Source organism: Planktothricoides raciborskii GIHE-MW2 (assembly GCF_040564635.1).
In the GTDB taxonomy this organism is placed as follows: Bacteria; Cyanobacteriota; Cyanobacteriia; order Cyanobacteriales; family Laspinemataceae; genus Planktothricoides; species Planktothricoides raciborskii.
The window spans coordinates 3548119-3565540 of sequence record NZ_CP159837.1; the positions used below are offsets into that span (position 1 = coordinate 3548119).

15 protein-coding genes and 1 pseudogene are annotated in these 17422 nt (G+C 45.8%); 4 read left to right on the plus strand and 12 right to left on the minus strand.

The features are described from left to right. The first annotated feature begins 42 nt into the window (after positions 1-42). On the plus strand, positions 43-1059 hold the full coding sequence (locus ABWT76_RS15005; protein WP_354636360.1) for a serine/threonine-protein kinase: 1017 nt from the start codon (positions 43-45) through the stop codon (positions 1057-1059). A 90-nt stretch (positions 1060-1149) separates the two neighbouring features. Here the strand turns inward: ABWT76_RS15005 and ABWT76_RS15010 are convergent, their stop codons facing one another. From ABWT76_RS15010 to ABWT76_RS15035, 6 genes are all read right to left on the minus strand, one after another. After that, complete coding sequence (locus tag ABWT76_RS15010; protein WP_354636361.1) at positions 1150-1563, minus strand: pilus assembly protein; 414 nt, start codon at positions 1561-1563, stop codon at positions 1150-1152. Beyond that, complete coding sequence (locus ABWT76_RS15015; protein ID WP_354636362.1) at positions 1560-1811, minus strand: DUF2281 domain-containing protein; 252 nt, start codon at positions 1809-1811, stop codon at positions 1560-1562. The genes ABWT76_RS15010 and ABWT76_RS15015 overlap by 4 nt, the downstream gene beginning before the upstream one ends. 591 nt (positions 1812-2402) lie before the next feature. Further along, positions 2403-2657 (minus strand): hypothetical protein, encoded by a 255-nt coding sequence (locus tag ABWT76_RS15020; protein WP_354636363.1) that lies wholly within the window; start codon positions 2655-2657, stop codon positions 2403-2405. Next, positions 2620-2949, minus strand: coding sequence for a hypothetical protein (locus ABWT76_RS15025; protein ID WP_354636364.1), 330 nt, complete (start codon positions 2947-2949; stop codon positions 2620-2622). Before ABWT76_RS15025 ends, ABWT76_RS15020 begins: the two co-directional genes overlap by 38 nt. A 158-nt stretch (positions 2950-3107) precedes the next feature. After that, a complete protein-coding gene (gene psaJ, locus ABWT76_RS15030; RefSeq protein ID WP_054464296.1) occupies positions 3108-3233 on the minus strand; it encodes a photosystem I reaction center subunit IX in 126 nt (41 codons plus the stop codon). Positions 3234-3329: 96 nt separating this feature from the next. Continuing rightward, a complete protein-coding gene (locus ABWT76_RS15035; RefSeq protein ID WP_054464297.1) occupies positions 3330-3809 on the minus strand; it encodes a Photosystem I reaction center subunit III in 480 nt (159 codons plus the stop codon). Between the two features lie 169 nt (positions 3810-3978). On the opposite strand from ABWT76_RS15035, the gene tsaD reads away from it, so the two are divergent. Beyond that, positions 3979-5025 (plus strand): tRNA (adenosine(37)-N6)-threonylcarbamoyltransferase complex transferase subunit TsaD, encoded by a 1047-nt coding sequence (gene tsaD, locus ABWT76_RS15040; protein WP_354636365.1) that lies wholly within the window; start codon positions 3979-3981, stop codon positions 5023-5025. Positions 5026-5119: 94 nt separating this feature from the next. Here tsaD and ABWT76_RS15045 read toward each other — a convergent pair whose 3' ends face one another. Together ABWT76_RS15045 and ABWT76_RS15050 are read right to left on the minus strand one after the other, a co-directional pair. After that, positions 5120-5977, minus strand: coding sequence for an alpha/beta fold hydrolase (locus ABWT76_RS15045; RefSeq protein WP_054464299.1), 858 nt, complete (start codon positions 5975-5977; stop codon positions 5120-5122). A 151-nt stretch (positions 5978-6128) separates the two neighbouring features. Beyond that, positions 6129-6854: a hypothetical protein gene (locus ABWT76_RS15050; protein WP_054464300.1), complete on the minus strand. Its 726-nt coding sequence runs from the start codon at positions 6852-6854 to the stop codon at positions 6129-6131. 793 nt (positions 6855-7647) lie between these two features. On the opposite strand from ABWT76_RS15050, the gene ABWT76_RS15055 reads away from it, so the two are divergent. Then, complete coding sequence (locus tag ABWT76_RS15055; protein WP_369817659.1) at positions 7648-8115, plus strand: GNAT family N-acetyltransferase; 468 nt, start codon at positions 7648-7650, stop codon at positions 8113-8115. A 363-nt stretch (positions 8116-8478) separates the two neighbouring features. Here ABWT76_RS15055 and ABWT76_RS15060 read toward each other — a convergent pair whose 3' ends face one another. Together ABWT76_RS15060 and clpS are read right to left on the minus strand one after the other, a co-directional pair. Next, entirely contained in the window at positions 8479-8775 is a 297-nt protein-coding gene (locus tag ABWT76_RS15060) for a DUF2103 domain-containing protein (protein ID WP_054464302.1), read from the minus strand. A 200-nt stretch (positions 8776-8975) separates the two neighbouring features. Beyond that, positions 8976-9269 (minus strand): ATP-dependent Clp protease adapter ClpS, encoded by a 294-nt coding sequence (clpS, locus tag ABWT76_RS15065; RefSeq protein ID WP_054464303.1) that lies wholly within the window; start codon positions 9267-9269, stop codon positions 8976-8978. 615 nt (positions 9270-9884) lie between these two features. Between clpS and ABWT76_RS15070 the strand changes: the two genes are divergently transcribed. After that, positions 9885-12665, plus strand: a complete 2781-nt coding sequence (locus tag ABWT76_RS15070) for a C2 family cysteine protease (RefSeq protein ID WP_054464304.1) — start codon at positions 9885-9887, stop codon at positions 12663-12665. Between the two features lie 230 nt (positions 12666-12895). On the opposite strand, the gene ABWT76_RS15075 is transcribed toward ABWT76_RS15070, so the two are convergent. After that, a complete protein-coding gene (locus tag ABWT76_RS15075; protein WP_354636367.1) occupies positions 12896-13912 on the minus strand; it encodes a J domain-containing protein in 1017 nt (338 codons plus the stop codon). A gap of 792 nt (positions 13913-14704) precedes the next feature. After that, positions 14705-16612 (minus strand): annotated as a pseudogene (gene dnaK / locus ABWT76_RS15080) (molecular chaperone DnaK); the annotation flags it as partial. Between the last annotated feature and the right edge of the window lie 810 nt (positions 16613-17422).

Consider the following 17422-nt stretch of genomic DNA (forward strand, 5'->3'; position numbering starts at 1 on the left):
TAATTATTTTGTGGAATTATGCCCCCAGTGCATCCCTTATATATGATAACCGGACAAATTCTTGGCGGACATTACCAAATCGAAAAATTCTTAGGCAAAGGTGGATTTGGCGAAACTTATCTAGCGCGAGATACCCATCTTCCCGATCGCCCATATCGGATTGTAAAAAAACTTAAACCCCAGTCTAACCAGCCCTTCGTATTACAAGCGGCGAAAATTTTATTTGAAAGAGAAGCGCAAGTTCTGTATAAACTCGGAGAACCTTCTGAAGTTCCTCGGCAAATCCCCAAATTATTCGCCCACTTTGAGGAAAACCAAGAATTTTATCTAGTTCAAGAATATATTGAAGGCCATGATTTAACCGAGGAAATCCCCCCGCAAAATAGGAACAAACTCAGTGAACCAGAAGTAACCCAACTATTACGAGAAATCCTAGAAGCCCTAGAAATTGTCCACAAACAAAACATCATTCATCGAGATATCAAACCCGCGAATATCCGTCGCCGTAGCAGTGACGGAAAAATCGTCCTAATTGACTTTGGGGCAGTCAAACAAATTGCCACAAAACCCACCAACCAACAGGGAACAGTTACCTTTACCTTGCCCATTGGTACGCCCGGATATATGCCCGACGAACAAGAAAAAGGCTATCCCAATTTTTCCAGCGATATTCATGCAGTGGGAATGCTGGCAATTCAAGCCTTAACCGGACTACTTCCCCAACAACTACCTCGCGACCCCAACAGCTTAGAAATTATCTGGCAAAATCAAGCTTCTGTCAGTGCCGAATTAGCGGCATTTTTAAATAAAATGGTGGCCTATAATTCGGCAAAACGTTATCAAAATGCTACCGAAGCTTTGTCAGCCATGACTATCACCATTATATCCCCACCACCGACAACTGTCAAGGTGGCAAATCCGCAAAATTTATTATTAATTTATCTGTCAGTATTTTTAACAGCAATTATTGGCATAAGTTTGGGTTTATTTATTCACTCTTCCCTGAATAATACTGCGCCAAATATCCCAGGAACTCCTCAAAAACCAGATAATTGGTAGAAACAATAACCCCAGAAACCGGGTTTCTTTTTTGCATCCCACAGATCACCCCTGATACCCACAGCAGAAACCCGGTTTCTAGAGCCCCACTTAAGGCATAATCAGAGAAATCGGTTGACTGCGGAACTTCCGATAAATCAGAAAATCACTATCTAACGTCAATATCTCACTAGCGGGATTTAATTCAGCCATTCTGACTAAACAAGCATCCGCTAGAGACATGGGTACAGACTGATAGCGTTGCATCAATTCGTCAATTTCTCTGAGTTCATCCTCTAACCTAAAGGCAATTTTAATCACCCCTTTGCGGAGTAATGATAGAATCCCTGCTTGACCACCATAGACGGTTTTTACCAAAAAACAAGACTCAGTAATCACCGCTTCACAAGTCAACAGGGGATGCTCAATCTGACTCCATTCCTGTTTCGCCCAGTTATGAAAGCGATCGTTTCGGTCAATCAGAGCAACTAACGGCCCCGCATCTAACATTACCTGACGCTTCATTGTACTGGATGCCTTTTCAATTCTTGTTTTTTCATGGATAAATCCCCCGGTCCTTCAATACATCCCACCAAATCTCCCGCAGCTTCCAATGCGGACATAGGACGACCATCAGGATGCTGAAATTTCTCCGAAGGTGCATCTTTCTGTAGCAGAAATTCAATAAAATCGAGTACCTGTTGTTGTCGTCGATCGGATAAATCTTTAACTTTGTCCAGAATTGTCTCTTCTAAAGAGATCGCCGATTTCATAGTTCGTTTCCCTCTGCTTGGCAATACTCTCACTATATCTCACCTTCCAATTCCGAGAAAACCCCAGAAACCGGGTTTCTTCTCCGCATTCCACCGATAACTTCTAATATTCACAACAGAAACCCGGTTTCTATACCCCCACGTTTACCCCTGTAGGGGCGAAGCATTCCGGCAGATATTTGTCGCTAAAAACCAGTAACTTATTACCGGAATGCTTCGCCCTTTGCGTGGTAAATGGGCGAAGCATTCCGGTAATATATCTTCTGTTTCAGCCCAAAATTATCTGCCGGAATGCTTCGCCCCTACAGAACTGCCTCTGGACCCGCGCATTCCGGTAATATATCCTCTGTTGGAGCCCAAAATTATTCGCCGCAATTATACAGAGGGCGAAGCATTCCGGTAATATATCTTCTGTTTCAGCCCAAAATTATTCGCCGGAATTATACAGAGGGCGAAGCATTCCGGTAATATATCTTCTGTTTCAGCCAAAAATTATTCGCCGGAATTATACAGAGGGCGAAGCATTCCGGTAATATATCTTCTGTTTCAGCCCAAAATTATCTGCCGGAATGCTTCGCCCCTACGAATCTACTATTTTATTTTGGGAACCCCAGAAACCGGGTTTCTTCTCCGCATTCCACAGATAAACCCTGATACCCACAACAGAAACCCGGTTTCTATACCCCCACCATCAACCCCAGAACCCCAGAACCCCAGAAACCGGGTTTCTTTTCCGCATTCCACAGATAACTCCTGATACCCAAAACAGAAACCCGGTTTCTCGACCCCCACCATCAACCCCAGACAATTAGCGATCGCCTGCCAAAACTTGATATTGCTGTTCAATTAATTGACAAAGTAACTCCAAAGGATTCTCTATATCATCAGGGAACCGAGAATTATCCTCCAGGGGTTCTGCCACTTCCATCCAATCAGTATCTTTACTTAATGCTTCCCCCAGATTATGTTTAGAACACCATTTACCAATAGTGTGGGCAATGGGAAAAATTTCATCATCATTCAATTCTGCTAAATCTTGTTTTAAATTCGGTAAATCTTGCCATGAAGTTGGTAAAAACATGGCCGGTTTTTCTTGCAGCCATTTCATAAACACCAAAATCATTAAAATCGGTTCCATAAAATAAGCTAATCCTGGGAATATTTTGAATCCGCCAATTCAGTAAAAAGCGATCGCCATTCCTGAATCAGAAAAGCGATCGCCAAAAAATCAACCAAGAGTAGAAATGTTAAGAATCGTTTTCCAACCGGGAAAATCGCCGCTAAATTTGAGCGAAATTACATGGGATGGAACAGTAAGTCTGGGAAAAAGCGGTTAAATTCAATTAAAATTCCCGCAGTAATAAACATCCAAATGGCTAACACAACTGGAGCCGTAGACAGATACTTGAGCAAATCTTGCATGAGGGCTTCTCCAAATTTTAGAGTGGATTTGTTAAATCATAGCTGAGTCATTGACGAATTAATGAAATTTGCGTTTCGGACCATCATCTAATGGGATTAACGGGGGGAAACAGTAATCTCATTATCTTTGGCAAACATGGCGCCACTGGTCATTTCGCCTAAAGCGGCAACGGGCCAAGCGGCGGCACCGAGAGAGCATTTAATCGCCAAAGGAATATCGATAATGATTTCTTTTTCCTCGGCATTGCCTTCTTTTTTGATCGCTTGGAGATAAGAACGACCAGCCCAACCAATGTAACCAGCGATATAGAGAAATAGAATGCTAGGAATCAGAAATTCACCAGCATGAGCTAAATTTCCATCCACAATTAAGTGAGGTAAACCCTCTTCGCCACACAACAGTGAAGAATATTGTTCAAAGCGTGCTTTGGCTTGTTCAGTGGTGGCACTTTTCGCCCGTTGGATAAATGCAGCATTGTCAGCACAGGGGGTCAGATTAGCATAATCCGCCGAAGCAATGGGAGCGAAACTAAACCAGAGGCAAACCGCCAAGATGAGCGCTAAGAATTTTCTCATTGAGATTGTTACCTTTTGTTACGGAATGATAAGTTGTGTTACAAAATGTGCAGACTTACTGAAATCAGCGTTATTCCCACAACTGGAAACTGATTGTACCCTGCACTGTTAACCCATTAAAATTTAAGCTACTACAAATGGGCAACATATCAAGCCAAATTAGCAGATAATGGCACAAGTTTTAGCAATCGAAACAAGTTGTGATGAAACTTCCGTGGCAATTGTTAAGAATTGTCAAGTTTTAAGTAATGTCGTCACATCTCAAATTTCTCAGCATCAAGTCTATGGTGGAGTGGTGCCAGAGGTGGCATCCCGATGCCATTTAGAGACGGTGAATCAGGCGATCGCCCAAGCATTCCGCGATGCCCAAACCGACTGGGGGGCGATCGACGGCATTGCCGCCACCTGTACACCAGGTCTGGTGGGGGCGTTATTGGTGGGGTTAACTGCCGGAAAAACCCTGGCGATCGTACACAGTAAGCCATTTTTAGGCATTCACCACCTCGAAGGGCATATTCACGCCTCCTACCTCGCCGAACCGGAGTTACAGCCCCCATTTCTCTGTCTGTTGGTTTCTGGGGGTCACACCAGCCTAATTTATGTGAAAGATTGTGGGACTTATCAAAGCCTGGGGCAAACTCGTGATGATGCCGCCGGAGAAGCCTTTGATAAAGTCGCCAGATTATTAAATTTGGGCTACCCAGGGGGGCCGGCGATCGACAAAATCGCCCGATCCGGCAATCCCAAGGCGTTTGCTTTACCAGAAGGAAAAATATCTTTGCCAGAAGGGGGATATCATCCTTATGATTCCAGTTTTAGCGGCTTAAAAACCGCTGTGATGCGATTGGTGGAAAAATTACACGCAGAACCGGGGGAAATGCCGATCGCCGATTTAGCGGCCAGTTTTCAAGCTACGGTAGCCAAATCTTTGACTAAACGGGCGATCGCCTGTGCCACAGATTACGGACTGGATACCATTGTGGTCGGCGGAGGCGTCGCCGCCAACAGTAGCTTACGCAGTCACTTACAAACCGCAGCGATCGCCCATAATTTGCGGGTAATTTTTCCCCCATTGAAATACTGCACCGACAACGCGGCGATGATTGGTTGTGCGGCAGCAGCCCACCTAAACCGGGGTCATCATTCCCCCTTAACCCTGGGGGCAAAATCCCGGATGGCGATCGCGGACGTAATGAATCTTTACCAAAACCACTAACCTTCCCTCAAATAGAAACCGGGTTTCTTTCCTGCATGAAACCGTTAACTCTGTTGCTTACAACAGAAACCCGGTTTCTGCCAAGAACCCAATCCTACAAATGCGTTTTCAGGCGATCGCGAATTTGGTCAGCCACAAAATCCGGCTGTTCCACCATAGACAAATGACCGCAATTGGGAATAGAAATCACATTCTCGTGACAGCCGCCGAACAGATAGTGAAAACTGGCCAAATGTCTCACATATCGGGGTTCCATCACTTGATCTTGGTCGCCCGCCAAAAAATAAACCGGCTGCTTTAGCTGGGAAACTAACTGGGGGAGTCGATGGACTTCCGCCTCCGTAGTGGAATCGAGCAAAGTACCCCTCGCGGCATCCGAGTCAGCACTGACAAAATCAATCAGTCTTTGCCGTCCCCAGCAACGTTCCACTGGACGGGCCACACTGTCCCGGCTAAACAACCAATCCAGCCAGGGTAAATAGCACAACCAACGGGGGCGCAGTTTCACCAACTGCTCCCCGACGGAACGAAACCGTTCAAACTCTTCTTTGATATAAATTCCCCCACCAGAATTAATGCAAATGATACCTTTCACCTGTTCGGGCAAACTTACCCCAGTCCAGAGAGCGATCGTGCCCCCCAAAGAGTGACCAATTAACCACGCATGACCAATCCCCAACTTATCCAACAAAATGCCCAAATCTTTGGCATAAGCAGCAGGAGTATAGTCACGATGAAATTCCGTTGGCGAGTCCCCAGGGGGTTGAGAATCACCAAATCCGCGTAAATCATACGCCAGACATTGATACTCAGGAGAAAGGCGAGAAATCAAGGGTTGCCAATATTGACGGCTGAGAAGCCAGCCGTGGATAAACACCAAAACAACGGGAGAATCGGTGGGAGCGGTTAAATCGTAAGCGTGACCAACCCCGAGAATATCAATCATAGCCATAATCTTATTTTATCCTGAACGGTTCTCAGATTGGTCAATTTATGGTTATTTGTTGTTTGTTGTTTGTTATTTGTTGTTTGTTATTTGTTAGTTTTGCTCTAAACCAAATAACGAATAACAGATAACATATAACATATAATTATATTATACATTAAAATCGTCTCCCTAAAAGGCGATCGCGCACCCCTTCGGCAATTTTTTGTCCCAGATAATCGGGAATCAAACTTTCATTCGGGCCGAGGAGGTAGAGAATCAAACGGGTGCGCCCTCTCCAGAAAAACAAATTCACATTCACCACCAGTAAATCTTCCTGCCAAATGGCATACATCACCTTATAAAACAAACCGGGCTGGTTTTCCGCCTCAATCAAAAGCGCCGGTAGATGGAACACCTGATCCACATAAAACTCTGTCACCACATCCTTCAAACCCGCGTCTAGATTAAACTCCACTGCCAGCATTTCTTCAACTTCAAAATAACCCGCTAAAGCTTCTCGAATAGCGCGAGCGACATTTTCTGAAGTTTGTTCCTTCAAAGGCTTGCCTCCACGGGACAAGACCATATTGATAAACACCAGCATCGGCGGATAAATTTGGCCATGCAAACTCAGATTATGAATCGTTAACCCGTATGCTGCCAGCACGCCAAAAATATCACTCAGGAGAAAAGACTGATTGCGATAAGCAAAATACAAGACCGTCTTGTTACCTTCCGGTCTGAGGTCAATGACTGCTTGCCTAGTTTTGTAAAGTTGGTAAGCCAGCTTCAGATTTTGAAGTTGGGTTTCATTATTCACAAATTGTTCGTAAAACTGGGGAAACGCTCGGTTAAAGCGCTTCAGAAGTTCCAGTGTCGAGGATTTTAAACCCGTTGCCATAGTTGGGGGGAAATGTTGGTTGCCCGATCAACAACAGATAAAAGGTAGCAGCCTTGTGTTTTGCACAGAAGACTCAAAAGCATACCTGTTGTCTTCTTTTTAACTGATTAGAGGGTATTCCAGGATGTCAAACCACTCAGTCATTTCTTTCCTACCCCAGTTTGGCACAGTCGGCCTTTCCAGTCGGCTCTTCCTAGTCGGCTCTTTTTTTGGGGTGCCTAGCCCGAAACGCTGTTTAATCCAATCCAGCAGCAGGTGCCGACTCAGCCTGAGAAAAAAGGATATTGATTAAAATTTCAGACCACAATCGTCGCACCCTCCCAAGAACACCATAGCGTATTCTTGTCCCAGAGAGCGATTTTTCGCTACCCGCCCCCGTAAAATTTTAATAAATATTATCTAACATTTTAATTTTTATAAAAAAATTATATATATAAGTCAGCGGCATCCGGGAAAAAAATCCGATCTCAGCCAAAGAGATTTTACAGTCAAAGACTTTCTTTGGTAAGCTGTTAGACTTGGAAGAACATATTGAGCGATCGCCGGAAAGAGCGCAGTTGCGTGGCGCCACTCTGTCACCAATCAGCACTGAAAAGACCGAATAAAACGGTTATAGGCGATCGCCTTCCCTGGGGTAATCCTATTTAGCGAATGGGTTAACCTCACCAATGTCTGTGGATCCTGTCATGGGATCGAAATCGTCCATCTTATTTACACAAAGAACCAAACCTGCATGGGTTTTTGGAAAAACTTATTTACCACGCCTGAATCGGCCACAGCCAACATAGAGTCAATGGATCTGTATGCCCCGAATGGGACGATAAATCTGCTTGACAGTAACATTCGCATTTATTTCAGTACAGATCGACAGATTGACCTATACGAACTTGAAGAACTCTGTGATGCGGTTGGTTGGGCTCGTCGTCCTTTGCGTAAAGTCAAAAAAGCAATTCAGCATAGTTTTCTTGTGGTTTCCTTATGGGAAGTGCGAGGAAACCGGCGCCGGCTGATTGGCTTCGCCAGGGCTACTTCGGACCATGCGTTTAATGCCACAATTTGGGATGTCGTCGTTCTGCCGAAATACCAAGGAAAAGGTCTAGGTAAAGCTTTAATGGATTATACCATTCAAAAGCTGCGTCGAGAAGATATTAGTAATATCACCCTTTTTGCCGATCCCCAAGTGGTTGATTTTTACCGTTTGTTAGGGTTTATTCCCGATCCAGAAGGGATTAAAGGAATGTTTTGGTATCCTAACAATTAACCTCAGTTTTCGACCCAACAATCAATTAGGAGGAATTGTAGGAGAAATTGATTTTTATCCCCTAGTCATTCCTGATGAATCTTCCATGAAAACCGCTCCAACAATCTCAGTGTATTATCTAGTAAAATCACTTTTTAATTGGGTCGGGTTCAAGAGCGGTTTTTGCTAGATTCTCTCTCAAATTCCTTCATTCAGATGGGTGTCAGAAAAATTAGAGGCTATAATTAGAGGCTATAATTAGAGGCTATATTTTCCTGTTACAGCAGGTTCCTCTGTTATGGAGTGTAGTCTAATTCTCAAAAAGCCCACAAACGGTTCCAATAGTGCCAGATCCGAAGTTCCAAGGACGCGAAGCGCTGTAGGTTATTTAAGGGTGAGAGAAGCCGCGATCGCCGATTCTAATTCTGTTTGACTTAACTCAGTAATAATAAAAACTTCTTGCACGGTTTTTCCTTGCCGAGCAATCACTTTAAACCCACCGCGAATCGGCACGGAAATTTTTAATGTCATCTTCGGACAATGACCTTTGGCTCGACCAATCACTCCGGGAGTAATGGTATTTACCCCTTCGTAAAGAGCCAATTTTTCTAGAATGGCAATCAACCCGGGTATGTGGGTTGAGTGATTAAAAACGATCCGACCACCAGAGGGCTTGCCCATAGATTTTTCCCAAATTCACCAGTAATTTAATTTATGGAATGGGGGCTACCATTGGCGACAAAAAAACCGCACCTTTTTGGTGGCGATCGCCCCGTTTTCTGTCCTGATTTATCTAACTATATCTAGGTATATCTAGGTATATCTATGTATATCTAGGTATATCTAGCCATGTCTAACTATATTTAACTATATTTGTGTAACTATGCCGCTTCTAAAGGTGCCATCGTCAAACCAGCACGACTAAGCTGCTGATGATACAGTTCGGCGGGTTCTTGGGGGCCAACCCAGACAATTGCTTGACCTTCAAAGTGAACTTGATTCGTCAAAGCCCAAGCCCGATCGCTAGTCATGCCGGGAATATATTTCACCAAGCATTCTGCAACGTGCTGAAACGTATTAAAATCATCGTTGAGTACAATTACCTTGTAATTCGGATAAGGTTTCCGGGTAACTTGATTAGTCGGTTTCGGAGCGACAGTCGGTGCTGTAGCCATATAACTGATCAATATTCTACTTATTGTCACAATATTCGACTTATTGTAACAATTGCCAGCCACATCATCCCATGTTTTACCCTGGGGCGATCGCAAGTTATCCCTAATTTATCCCTAATTTATCCCTAATTGCTCATCAATGGCTGATTCAGAGGCGATCGCTGGGATTAATCTCCCAGCAAAAAATTTGTGCTTTTTATACATTAATGAGTGTTTTTTGTCAACCCAAAAGCAACTATCAGTTTTGTCACCATCTCTTGAACATGGAAATTGACATGACACACAATTAAGTTTATCTTATCAGACTTATAAATATAAGCTACGGTAAGCCTTTCCATTAGTCGCTTGGATCCGGTGACAGATCAAGGCAAGATATGAGGAAACTTCAGCGAGATTCCACTCACCTAAGTGAGGCAAGCGCCTGGGAATTTAACAGCAAAACCGCTTAATTGCTGAATTACTTAATATTTCCGCCGATAAACTGTCCCAGGAAGCCAGCCTGAAAAAGGAGGCGATCGCCCGATCAATCGAGATCGCCTCCTTTTTCTCAGCCTGAACCGGCTGACTATACATCTGCAATGGAAATCAGAGGTAGCTGCAACAGGAGTTTAATCTATGGCGGACAACTTTTTTGACTTAGATGATTCGGTAAATTTATTTACCATTGGTGCCGAAATACCCAGTGGCGCGATCATTCGGGGGCTGGGTGGCCAAGATTTAATCGTCGGTTCCGGCAATCCAGATGCGATACATGGCAACACTGGGGCTGACACCCTCTATGGCATGGACGGAAACGACACACTCCAAGGGGGTCGGGGATCCGATTTGCTTTTAGGCAACCGGGGAGACGACCTGATCTTTGGGGAACGGGGCAATGATGTCATCTTTGGCGGTCAAGGTAATGACCTCTTGGATGGCGGAGTCGGGGATGATTTCCTCGCCGGAGATGCCGGAACTGATACCCTGACCGGAGGGGATGGCTCCGATGCCTTTGTTCTGGATATTCGACATGGCAGCAGCGATCGCAACCTAGCCGATGTCATTACCGACTTTAGCGTAGAAGATGGTGATGTATTTGCCGTCACTGATGGGGCAAATGACAACCTCACCGAAGCGGATCTCACCCTGGAAACCGTAGGTACCGAGACATTTATTTCCTTAACTGCCACAGGAGAGTTTCTCGCCCGAGTTCAGGGAGTAACCGCAGAAGAACTCACCGGGACATTCAGCACCGTGCGAGCCACTCGTGATGATACAGAGTCCGGAGCCACGGTACTCAATGCCCTACCGGGACAAACCAGCATTCAGGGGCAAGTCGGGGAAACCGATTATCAGGACTTCTTTGAACTCCAGGTAACGGAAACCAGTATTGTTGACCTCAGTCTCACCGGCTTAACTGCTGATGCGGATTTATTTCTCTATCAGGATTTGGATGCCGATGGAGAATTAGGGGGAGACGAAATTATCTCCGCATCAAGTCGATGGGGCAATGCCGATGAAGCGATCGAAAACGTCACCCTCGACCAAGGCCGATATTTCATTGGCGTAGAGCAATTTGAGGGAGACACCAGCTACAACCTGAGTATTTCCGGGGTCGCCGGAACTGTAGCGCGGGATTTGGCAGGGTCTGAACCCAGTACCGCTCGTCTCCTGCCCCCCGACGGGGAAGTAGAACTGCATGACTACCTTGGCGGCACGGATGCGGTAGATACCTATCGCCTAGAAGTCCTCAATGGGGGATATCTGGATCTGTTCACCACCTACCAGGAGGCGGATCTCAACCTCACTCTGTGGAGCGATACCAATGGCAACAACCAGTTAGACGCCGATGAAACCATTGCCCAGGGAACCAATGAAATCCAGCAGGATGTCATCAGCCCTGGCACCTACTACGTCAATGTCACCGCCCTTGGCGCGGGAACAGCCTACGAAATTCTTTCTATTTCCGAACCGGGTAGCCGGGTTGGGATTGAAAGCTATAACCCACTCTTCCCAGGCGTTCCCACCACTGGCACCCTGGATCAAAACGATGCCTTTGATTTTAACGATGACGAAAACTATGCCGATCCTTATCTCCTTTCAGAAATAGGGGCTGGGTTAACCGTCACCATCACACAGGAATCCAAGGATTTCGATGCCTATCTGACTGTGGTGGATTTGATCACTGGGGAAGTGATTGCAGAAAACGATGACATAGACACTGAGGGAGGCAACTTCAATGCTCAAGTCAGTTTCACCTCCGAGCAAGGGGGACAATATGTGGTCTATGCCTCTAGTGTCGATTCTCCGGGTATTGGCGAATACACCCTAAATACCACGCTCACAGGAACCGTCACTCAAACCGTTTTCAGCAGTGATAGCGCCAGCAGTGACGATCAGTCTGAAGAAGGAAGCGATTCTTTATCAAGTTCTAGTGTGGTGTCCACCGCTGCCTCGTCAATTTCCGATCAGCTGCCACCCCCTATCTTTAACGAGGAAGGCGATCGCGCTGATACAGGGCTGACACAAGATGTACTCCATAACTTAGTCTATCAGCCCCTCACAGGTGGTCTGATTACTCCAATCCAACTCAATAACTTGAACCAGGGCAACTTTGGTAACTGTGCCTTTATTGCAGCACTAGCGGCTACCTTCGGTAAAATTGAAGATCCCAGCACGGCTAACTTGAAGCAGAGTGAAGTTCTCAATAGTGCCATTACTACCGATGGCAGCAACTATACCCTCAAGTTCTACAACTACTTAACGAGTCAACCGGGAAATGTCATGGTGAACAACCAAGTAGTCACCAAAGACGATAACTTGTTTGGGGCGACCTGGGACAATCTCAACCCTGTCGAACCGACGGAAGCTTCTGGCCAACGGATCTGGGGTGCCATTTTTGAACGAGCTTATGCCAAGTGGCGGGGTCAAGAAACGGGCAAAAATGGCTATGATGTCATGGGTAATGGCGATGTTGGGGGTAGATCCCTTAAACGGGTCACAGGTAAAGCTATCCAAGAAATTTCCTGGGATCCTTCTCAATCCGATCCAGAATATTCTTTGATCCAGTTCTCGCAGGATATCGACGGCTCCTATAATAATTTAGGGAGTATTACCCAGGAGGAAATCTTTAATCGCATTCAAACTGCATTGAACGAGGGTCGCTATGTGATGACTGGCACAATCTCAGAAGCAGAGAAGCTTTCTCAGGGTGCGTTAGTTGGCGGCCATGCCTACAGTGTCCACAATGCTTATGAAATGAACGGTAGAAAGATGATTCTCGTGCGGAATCCTTGGGGGACAGATACTAGCAAGGGAGCAGTGGATAATCTTAATGATGGATTTGTGGCTATCACCTTTGAAACATTTTTGAATAACTTTGATGGGGTGAGTCTGTCTCAAGCCGACTCGCCATAGATTCATTTAATTATCCGATTTGTGAAAACACCACGCTTGATTTTTACCAAGAAGCGTGGTGTTTTTTTATTATCAGCAAATATTATGGCCGCATCGAAATAAAATGCATAATGGACAATTGAGAATGGTGAATTATTAATTTATCCCTTAAATAAATTTAAAACTGGAAAAAGCCAAAAGTTATCTTAAAATATCGATAATTTTTCTCAACTTTTGACTTTTTCTAGAGGTCAAACAGGCAAATTTTTCCGGGGTTTAAAACTCTCGATTTGACGCAACTTCTCATAGAGTTCTTTTTCTTCAGCGGTCAAATTCTTGGGAATAGCAATTTGAATTTCGACAAGTTGATCGCCCCGTTCGCCTTTCCCTGTGGGATAACCTTTATTGGCTAACCGCAACCGCTTCCCATGAGTCAGTCCCGGAGGCACGGTCATTTTTACCAATCCGTCCAAAGTAGGAACTTCCACCGCCCCACCGAGTACCGCTTCACTCGGAGTCACCGGCACCTGACAGCTAATATCCGCCCCTTCTAACTTAAAAAAGGGATGGGGAGCCACTTGAATTTTCAAATAGAGGTCGCCGCCGCCAATTCCTTGACCCCTTAGACGGAGACGCTGCCCGGTAATCATGCCTGCGGGCATATCCACTTCCAGCGATCGCCCATCTTCCAAGCGAATGCGTTCATGTCCGCCCAGATAAGCCTTTTCCAAAGGCAAAGTCAGTCGCGCCTCAATATCCCGACGAGCTTGAGTGGTTGCCACGGTGCGGGCAACCTTGGTGCGACCGGGGGTAAAATCGTCCGCACTTCGCTGCTGACTTGGCGTTTCCGGGGTTCTCACCGGATTGCTTTGATAGCTACTACTGGTGGCACTCCCATTGGCGGCTTGTTGCCGCTGATGACCCAGTAGAGTTTCCACAAAGCTATTAAAATCCGGAAATTGACTCGGATCGATGTCCGAGCGAGTGCCATTGCGGGCATTCCAAGTTTTGACTCTGGGGGTTTTACCCTTAAATCCTTTCTGCTGCCAGAAGCGGCTGAACTGGTCATATTGAGAACGCTTATTGGGATCTGACAAGACCTCATAAGCTTCGCCAATATCTTTAAATTTTTCTTCAGCAGCTTTGTCCCCGGGATTTAAATCCGGGTGATATTGCCGCGCTAACCGGCGGTACATTTTCTTGATCTCATCACTCGAGGCATCTCTGGGAACTCCCAGAATCTCGTAATAGTTCCGAAAGTTCTGCATCAATCAATGTTAGATATTAGATTTTGAATTGGAGAGTTCATCATTTATGAGTGTTCCCATCTGGAAGTTTTCATTACTGTCACCGGGCTTCTTTTCCAGAACAAACTGTTAACTCTGTTATTTGCAATAGAAACCCGGTTTCTGCGAAATTAATTAGCTTTGCACCTGGGCTACTACCGATTTCCAGAGCAGCCGAGGAGACAATGCTTGCGGGTCATCCGATGGGATTTTCTTGAGGGCGAAGAAAGAATTTTACAACCAATCATCATCTTCATCCCCCCAATCTTCATCCTGATAAGGATTATTGTAACGAACTGACTCATTGACGCCAGAGCGTCCCCGTTGACGATAACTCCGATCTGATTGATAGCGATCGCTACCCGGACGCTCGCCACCAGAACGATCGCTAGAAACCGGACGGTCTGCCATTGGACGGTCTGCCATCGGGCGATCTACTCCATAGCGATCGCTAGAAACCGGACGGTCTGCCATTGGACGGTCTGCCATTGGACGGTCTGCCATCGGGCGATCTACTCCATAGCGATCGCTAGAAACCGGACGGTCTGCCATTGGACGGTCTGCCATTGGACGATCTGCCATTGGGCGATCTACTCCATAGCGATCGCTAGAAACCGGACGGTCTGCCATTGGACGGTCTGCCATTGGACGATCTGCCATTGGGCGATCTCCTCCATAGCGATCGCTAGAAATAGAATAAGATCCAGACTCATTCCAAGAACTGCGAGAATATTCTCGGTAAGTTGACCCACCTGGGTTGATTTCATAATCATCATAAGGGTTCCTTTTCCGGGAGCGTTCCAGTTCATCCCCGGAAAATGCTCGCCGCACAGAACCGAAGAAATCATCCTCCTCTGCCTCCTCCCGCGATCGCTGATAAACCTCTCGGTTCAACTCATAAATCGCATCTTGTAAATCCGACTGGGCCAAATCCATCCCGCGCTCATCATTGCGCTGTAAACTCTCGCGTAACTCGCGAACCAACGCCTCAATCCGGGGTCGATAAGAACTGACAAATTGAATCCCATAATCCAGAGTCGCTTCGCGTAATTGCCGTTGGGCACTCAAGATTAACCCTTCAATCCGATTGCGCTTTTCCACTCGTTCGCGGCGTTCTCGGTCAGTTTGGGCAAACAGCGAAGCATCCTGAATCATCCGATTGACTTCTTCCTCACTCAGAGTGGAAGCCCCTTGAATCACAACACTTTGCTCCCGCCCGGTCATTCTGTCCAGGGCGCTCACCTGCAAAATTCCATTGGCATCAATATCAAACGCCACTTGAATTTGTGGCACCCCTCGTGGGGCTGGGGGAATCCCGGTTAACTTAAAGCGACCCAAAGACTTATTGTCTGTCGCCATCTCCCGTTCTCCCTGTAAAATATGAACCTCCACCAGGGTTTGATTATTTTCTGCCGTGGAAAAGATATCAGAACGGCGCACGGGAATCGTCGTGTTGCGGGGAATCAATTTTTTCATCACCCCACCAATGGTTTCTAACCCCAAAGATAAAGGAGTCACATCCAATAGCAACACATCTCTGACTTCACCGCCGAGAATTCCCGCTTGAATAGCCGCACCGACGGCGACCACTTCATCCGGGTTAACGTTTTGATTCGGCTCGCGATCGATTAAGCTGCGGACTAGCTGCTGTACCAAAGGAATTCGCGTCGAACCACCGACTAATACCACTTCATCAATTTGCATCGGACTCAAACCCGCATCGGTCAGAGCTCGTTTCACCGGACGACGTAAGCGATTAATTAAATCCCCACATAAGCCTTCAAATTCTGCCCGGGTTAATCGGGTTTCTAAATGTGTGGGGCCTTCAGCGGTAGCGCTAATAAAAGGTAAATTAATCTCGGTGACAGGAACCCCGCTGAGTTCAATTTTCGCTTTCTCCGCCGCTTCCATCAGCCGTTGCAGGGCTTGGCGATCGCGCCGCAAATCCACCTCTTCTGTCTCCAAAAACTTTTCGGCCAACCAATCGACAATCTTTTTATCAAAATCATTCCCACCCAACTGAGTATCCCCAGCGGTAGATTTCACCTCAAACACCCCATCCCCGACTTCCAGAATCGACACATCAAAAGTGCCGCCTCCCAGGTCAAACACCAAAATCGTCTGACTCTCGTTGCGCTCCAATCCATAAGCTAAAGAAGCTGCGGTCGGTTCATTCAGAATGCGTTTAACCTCTAGACCGGCAATCCGTCCCGCGTCCCTGGTCGCTTGACGTTGAGAATCATTAAAATAGGCGGGCACCGTAATCACCGCCCCTGTCACGGGTTCCCCCAAATAGCGACTAGCTTCATCCGCCAACTTTCTGAGCACCATCGCCGAAATTTCCTCTGGGGCAAAGTCCCGCTGCAATCGAGGACATTTCATCCGAATATTATTTTGCTCATCGCGGCGAATCGTATAAGGAACTCGCTTAGAATCGCCAGACAGTTCTGTGTACTTCCGACCCATGAAGCGCTTGAACCCATAAAAGGTATTTTGGGGATTCAGAACTGCTTGCCGTCTGGCCAACTGTCCCACCAGGCGCTCCCCGTCTTTACTAAAGGCAACCACGGAAGGGGTCGTCCGCATTCCCTCGGAATTTGCGATTACCACTGGCTTACCGCCTTCCATCACTGCCACTACTGAGTTGGTTGTTCCCAAGTCAATGCCGACTACCTTTCCCATGTCGTTCTAATTACCTTTTACTGTTTCCTAAACGTTCGGAGCGCGATCGCATCGTCAGAATGCGTTGCACATCAATTTTATTTTTGTCTGGCTACATTTAGCGCCTAGACATTGAACTGATCCGCGAATTCTGAAAGCTCTGTGCATCCATAAGACTCGCGATCGATTTTTTATAGACGCTGATTTGATAATTATTGTATCCTGCCGTAGAAGTGTCATCTATTTCAAGAAGTCACTCTTGAGGGCAGGGGGGGTCAGATGTACGGCGATCGCTACCTAAACTTAACCAACATGGTGGGTAATTCCCACTCTCAGGCCATAGAAATTCTAGGATCCCGATGACAATCAGACCCCTGAATTACCCAAAATCCCCGCAGCCATGTTGTTTGAAACATCTTTACCGCTTTCATTCCACCATTGATTCCACCATTCATTCAGCGACTAAAAGACTAAAACATTGATTCTACTACCTCAACGCGCCATTCCTTATGACTCAATATGATTCAACATCTCAATATATTTTCTCCTAAATCGAAATCCTTTAAAAAATTCAACTTATCTTATTATCTTATGTAAAAAATGTAATATTTATTATGAAGCAGCAAAAATCATAATAAATATTATATCTTATGATTTAATCAAGATTCTTTTCATTGGGGCTATCCCTCCCTATTCTTTTATTCTCAGCCAAGGATAAGCACAAAGCACAAAGGATATTCGCGCAGCAAATACCAATCAAAATTAAATAACCAATATATTATATTCTGATCATATAGCTGCCAATCATCAATATATATCAAAAAATAAATG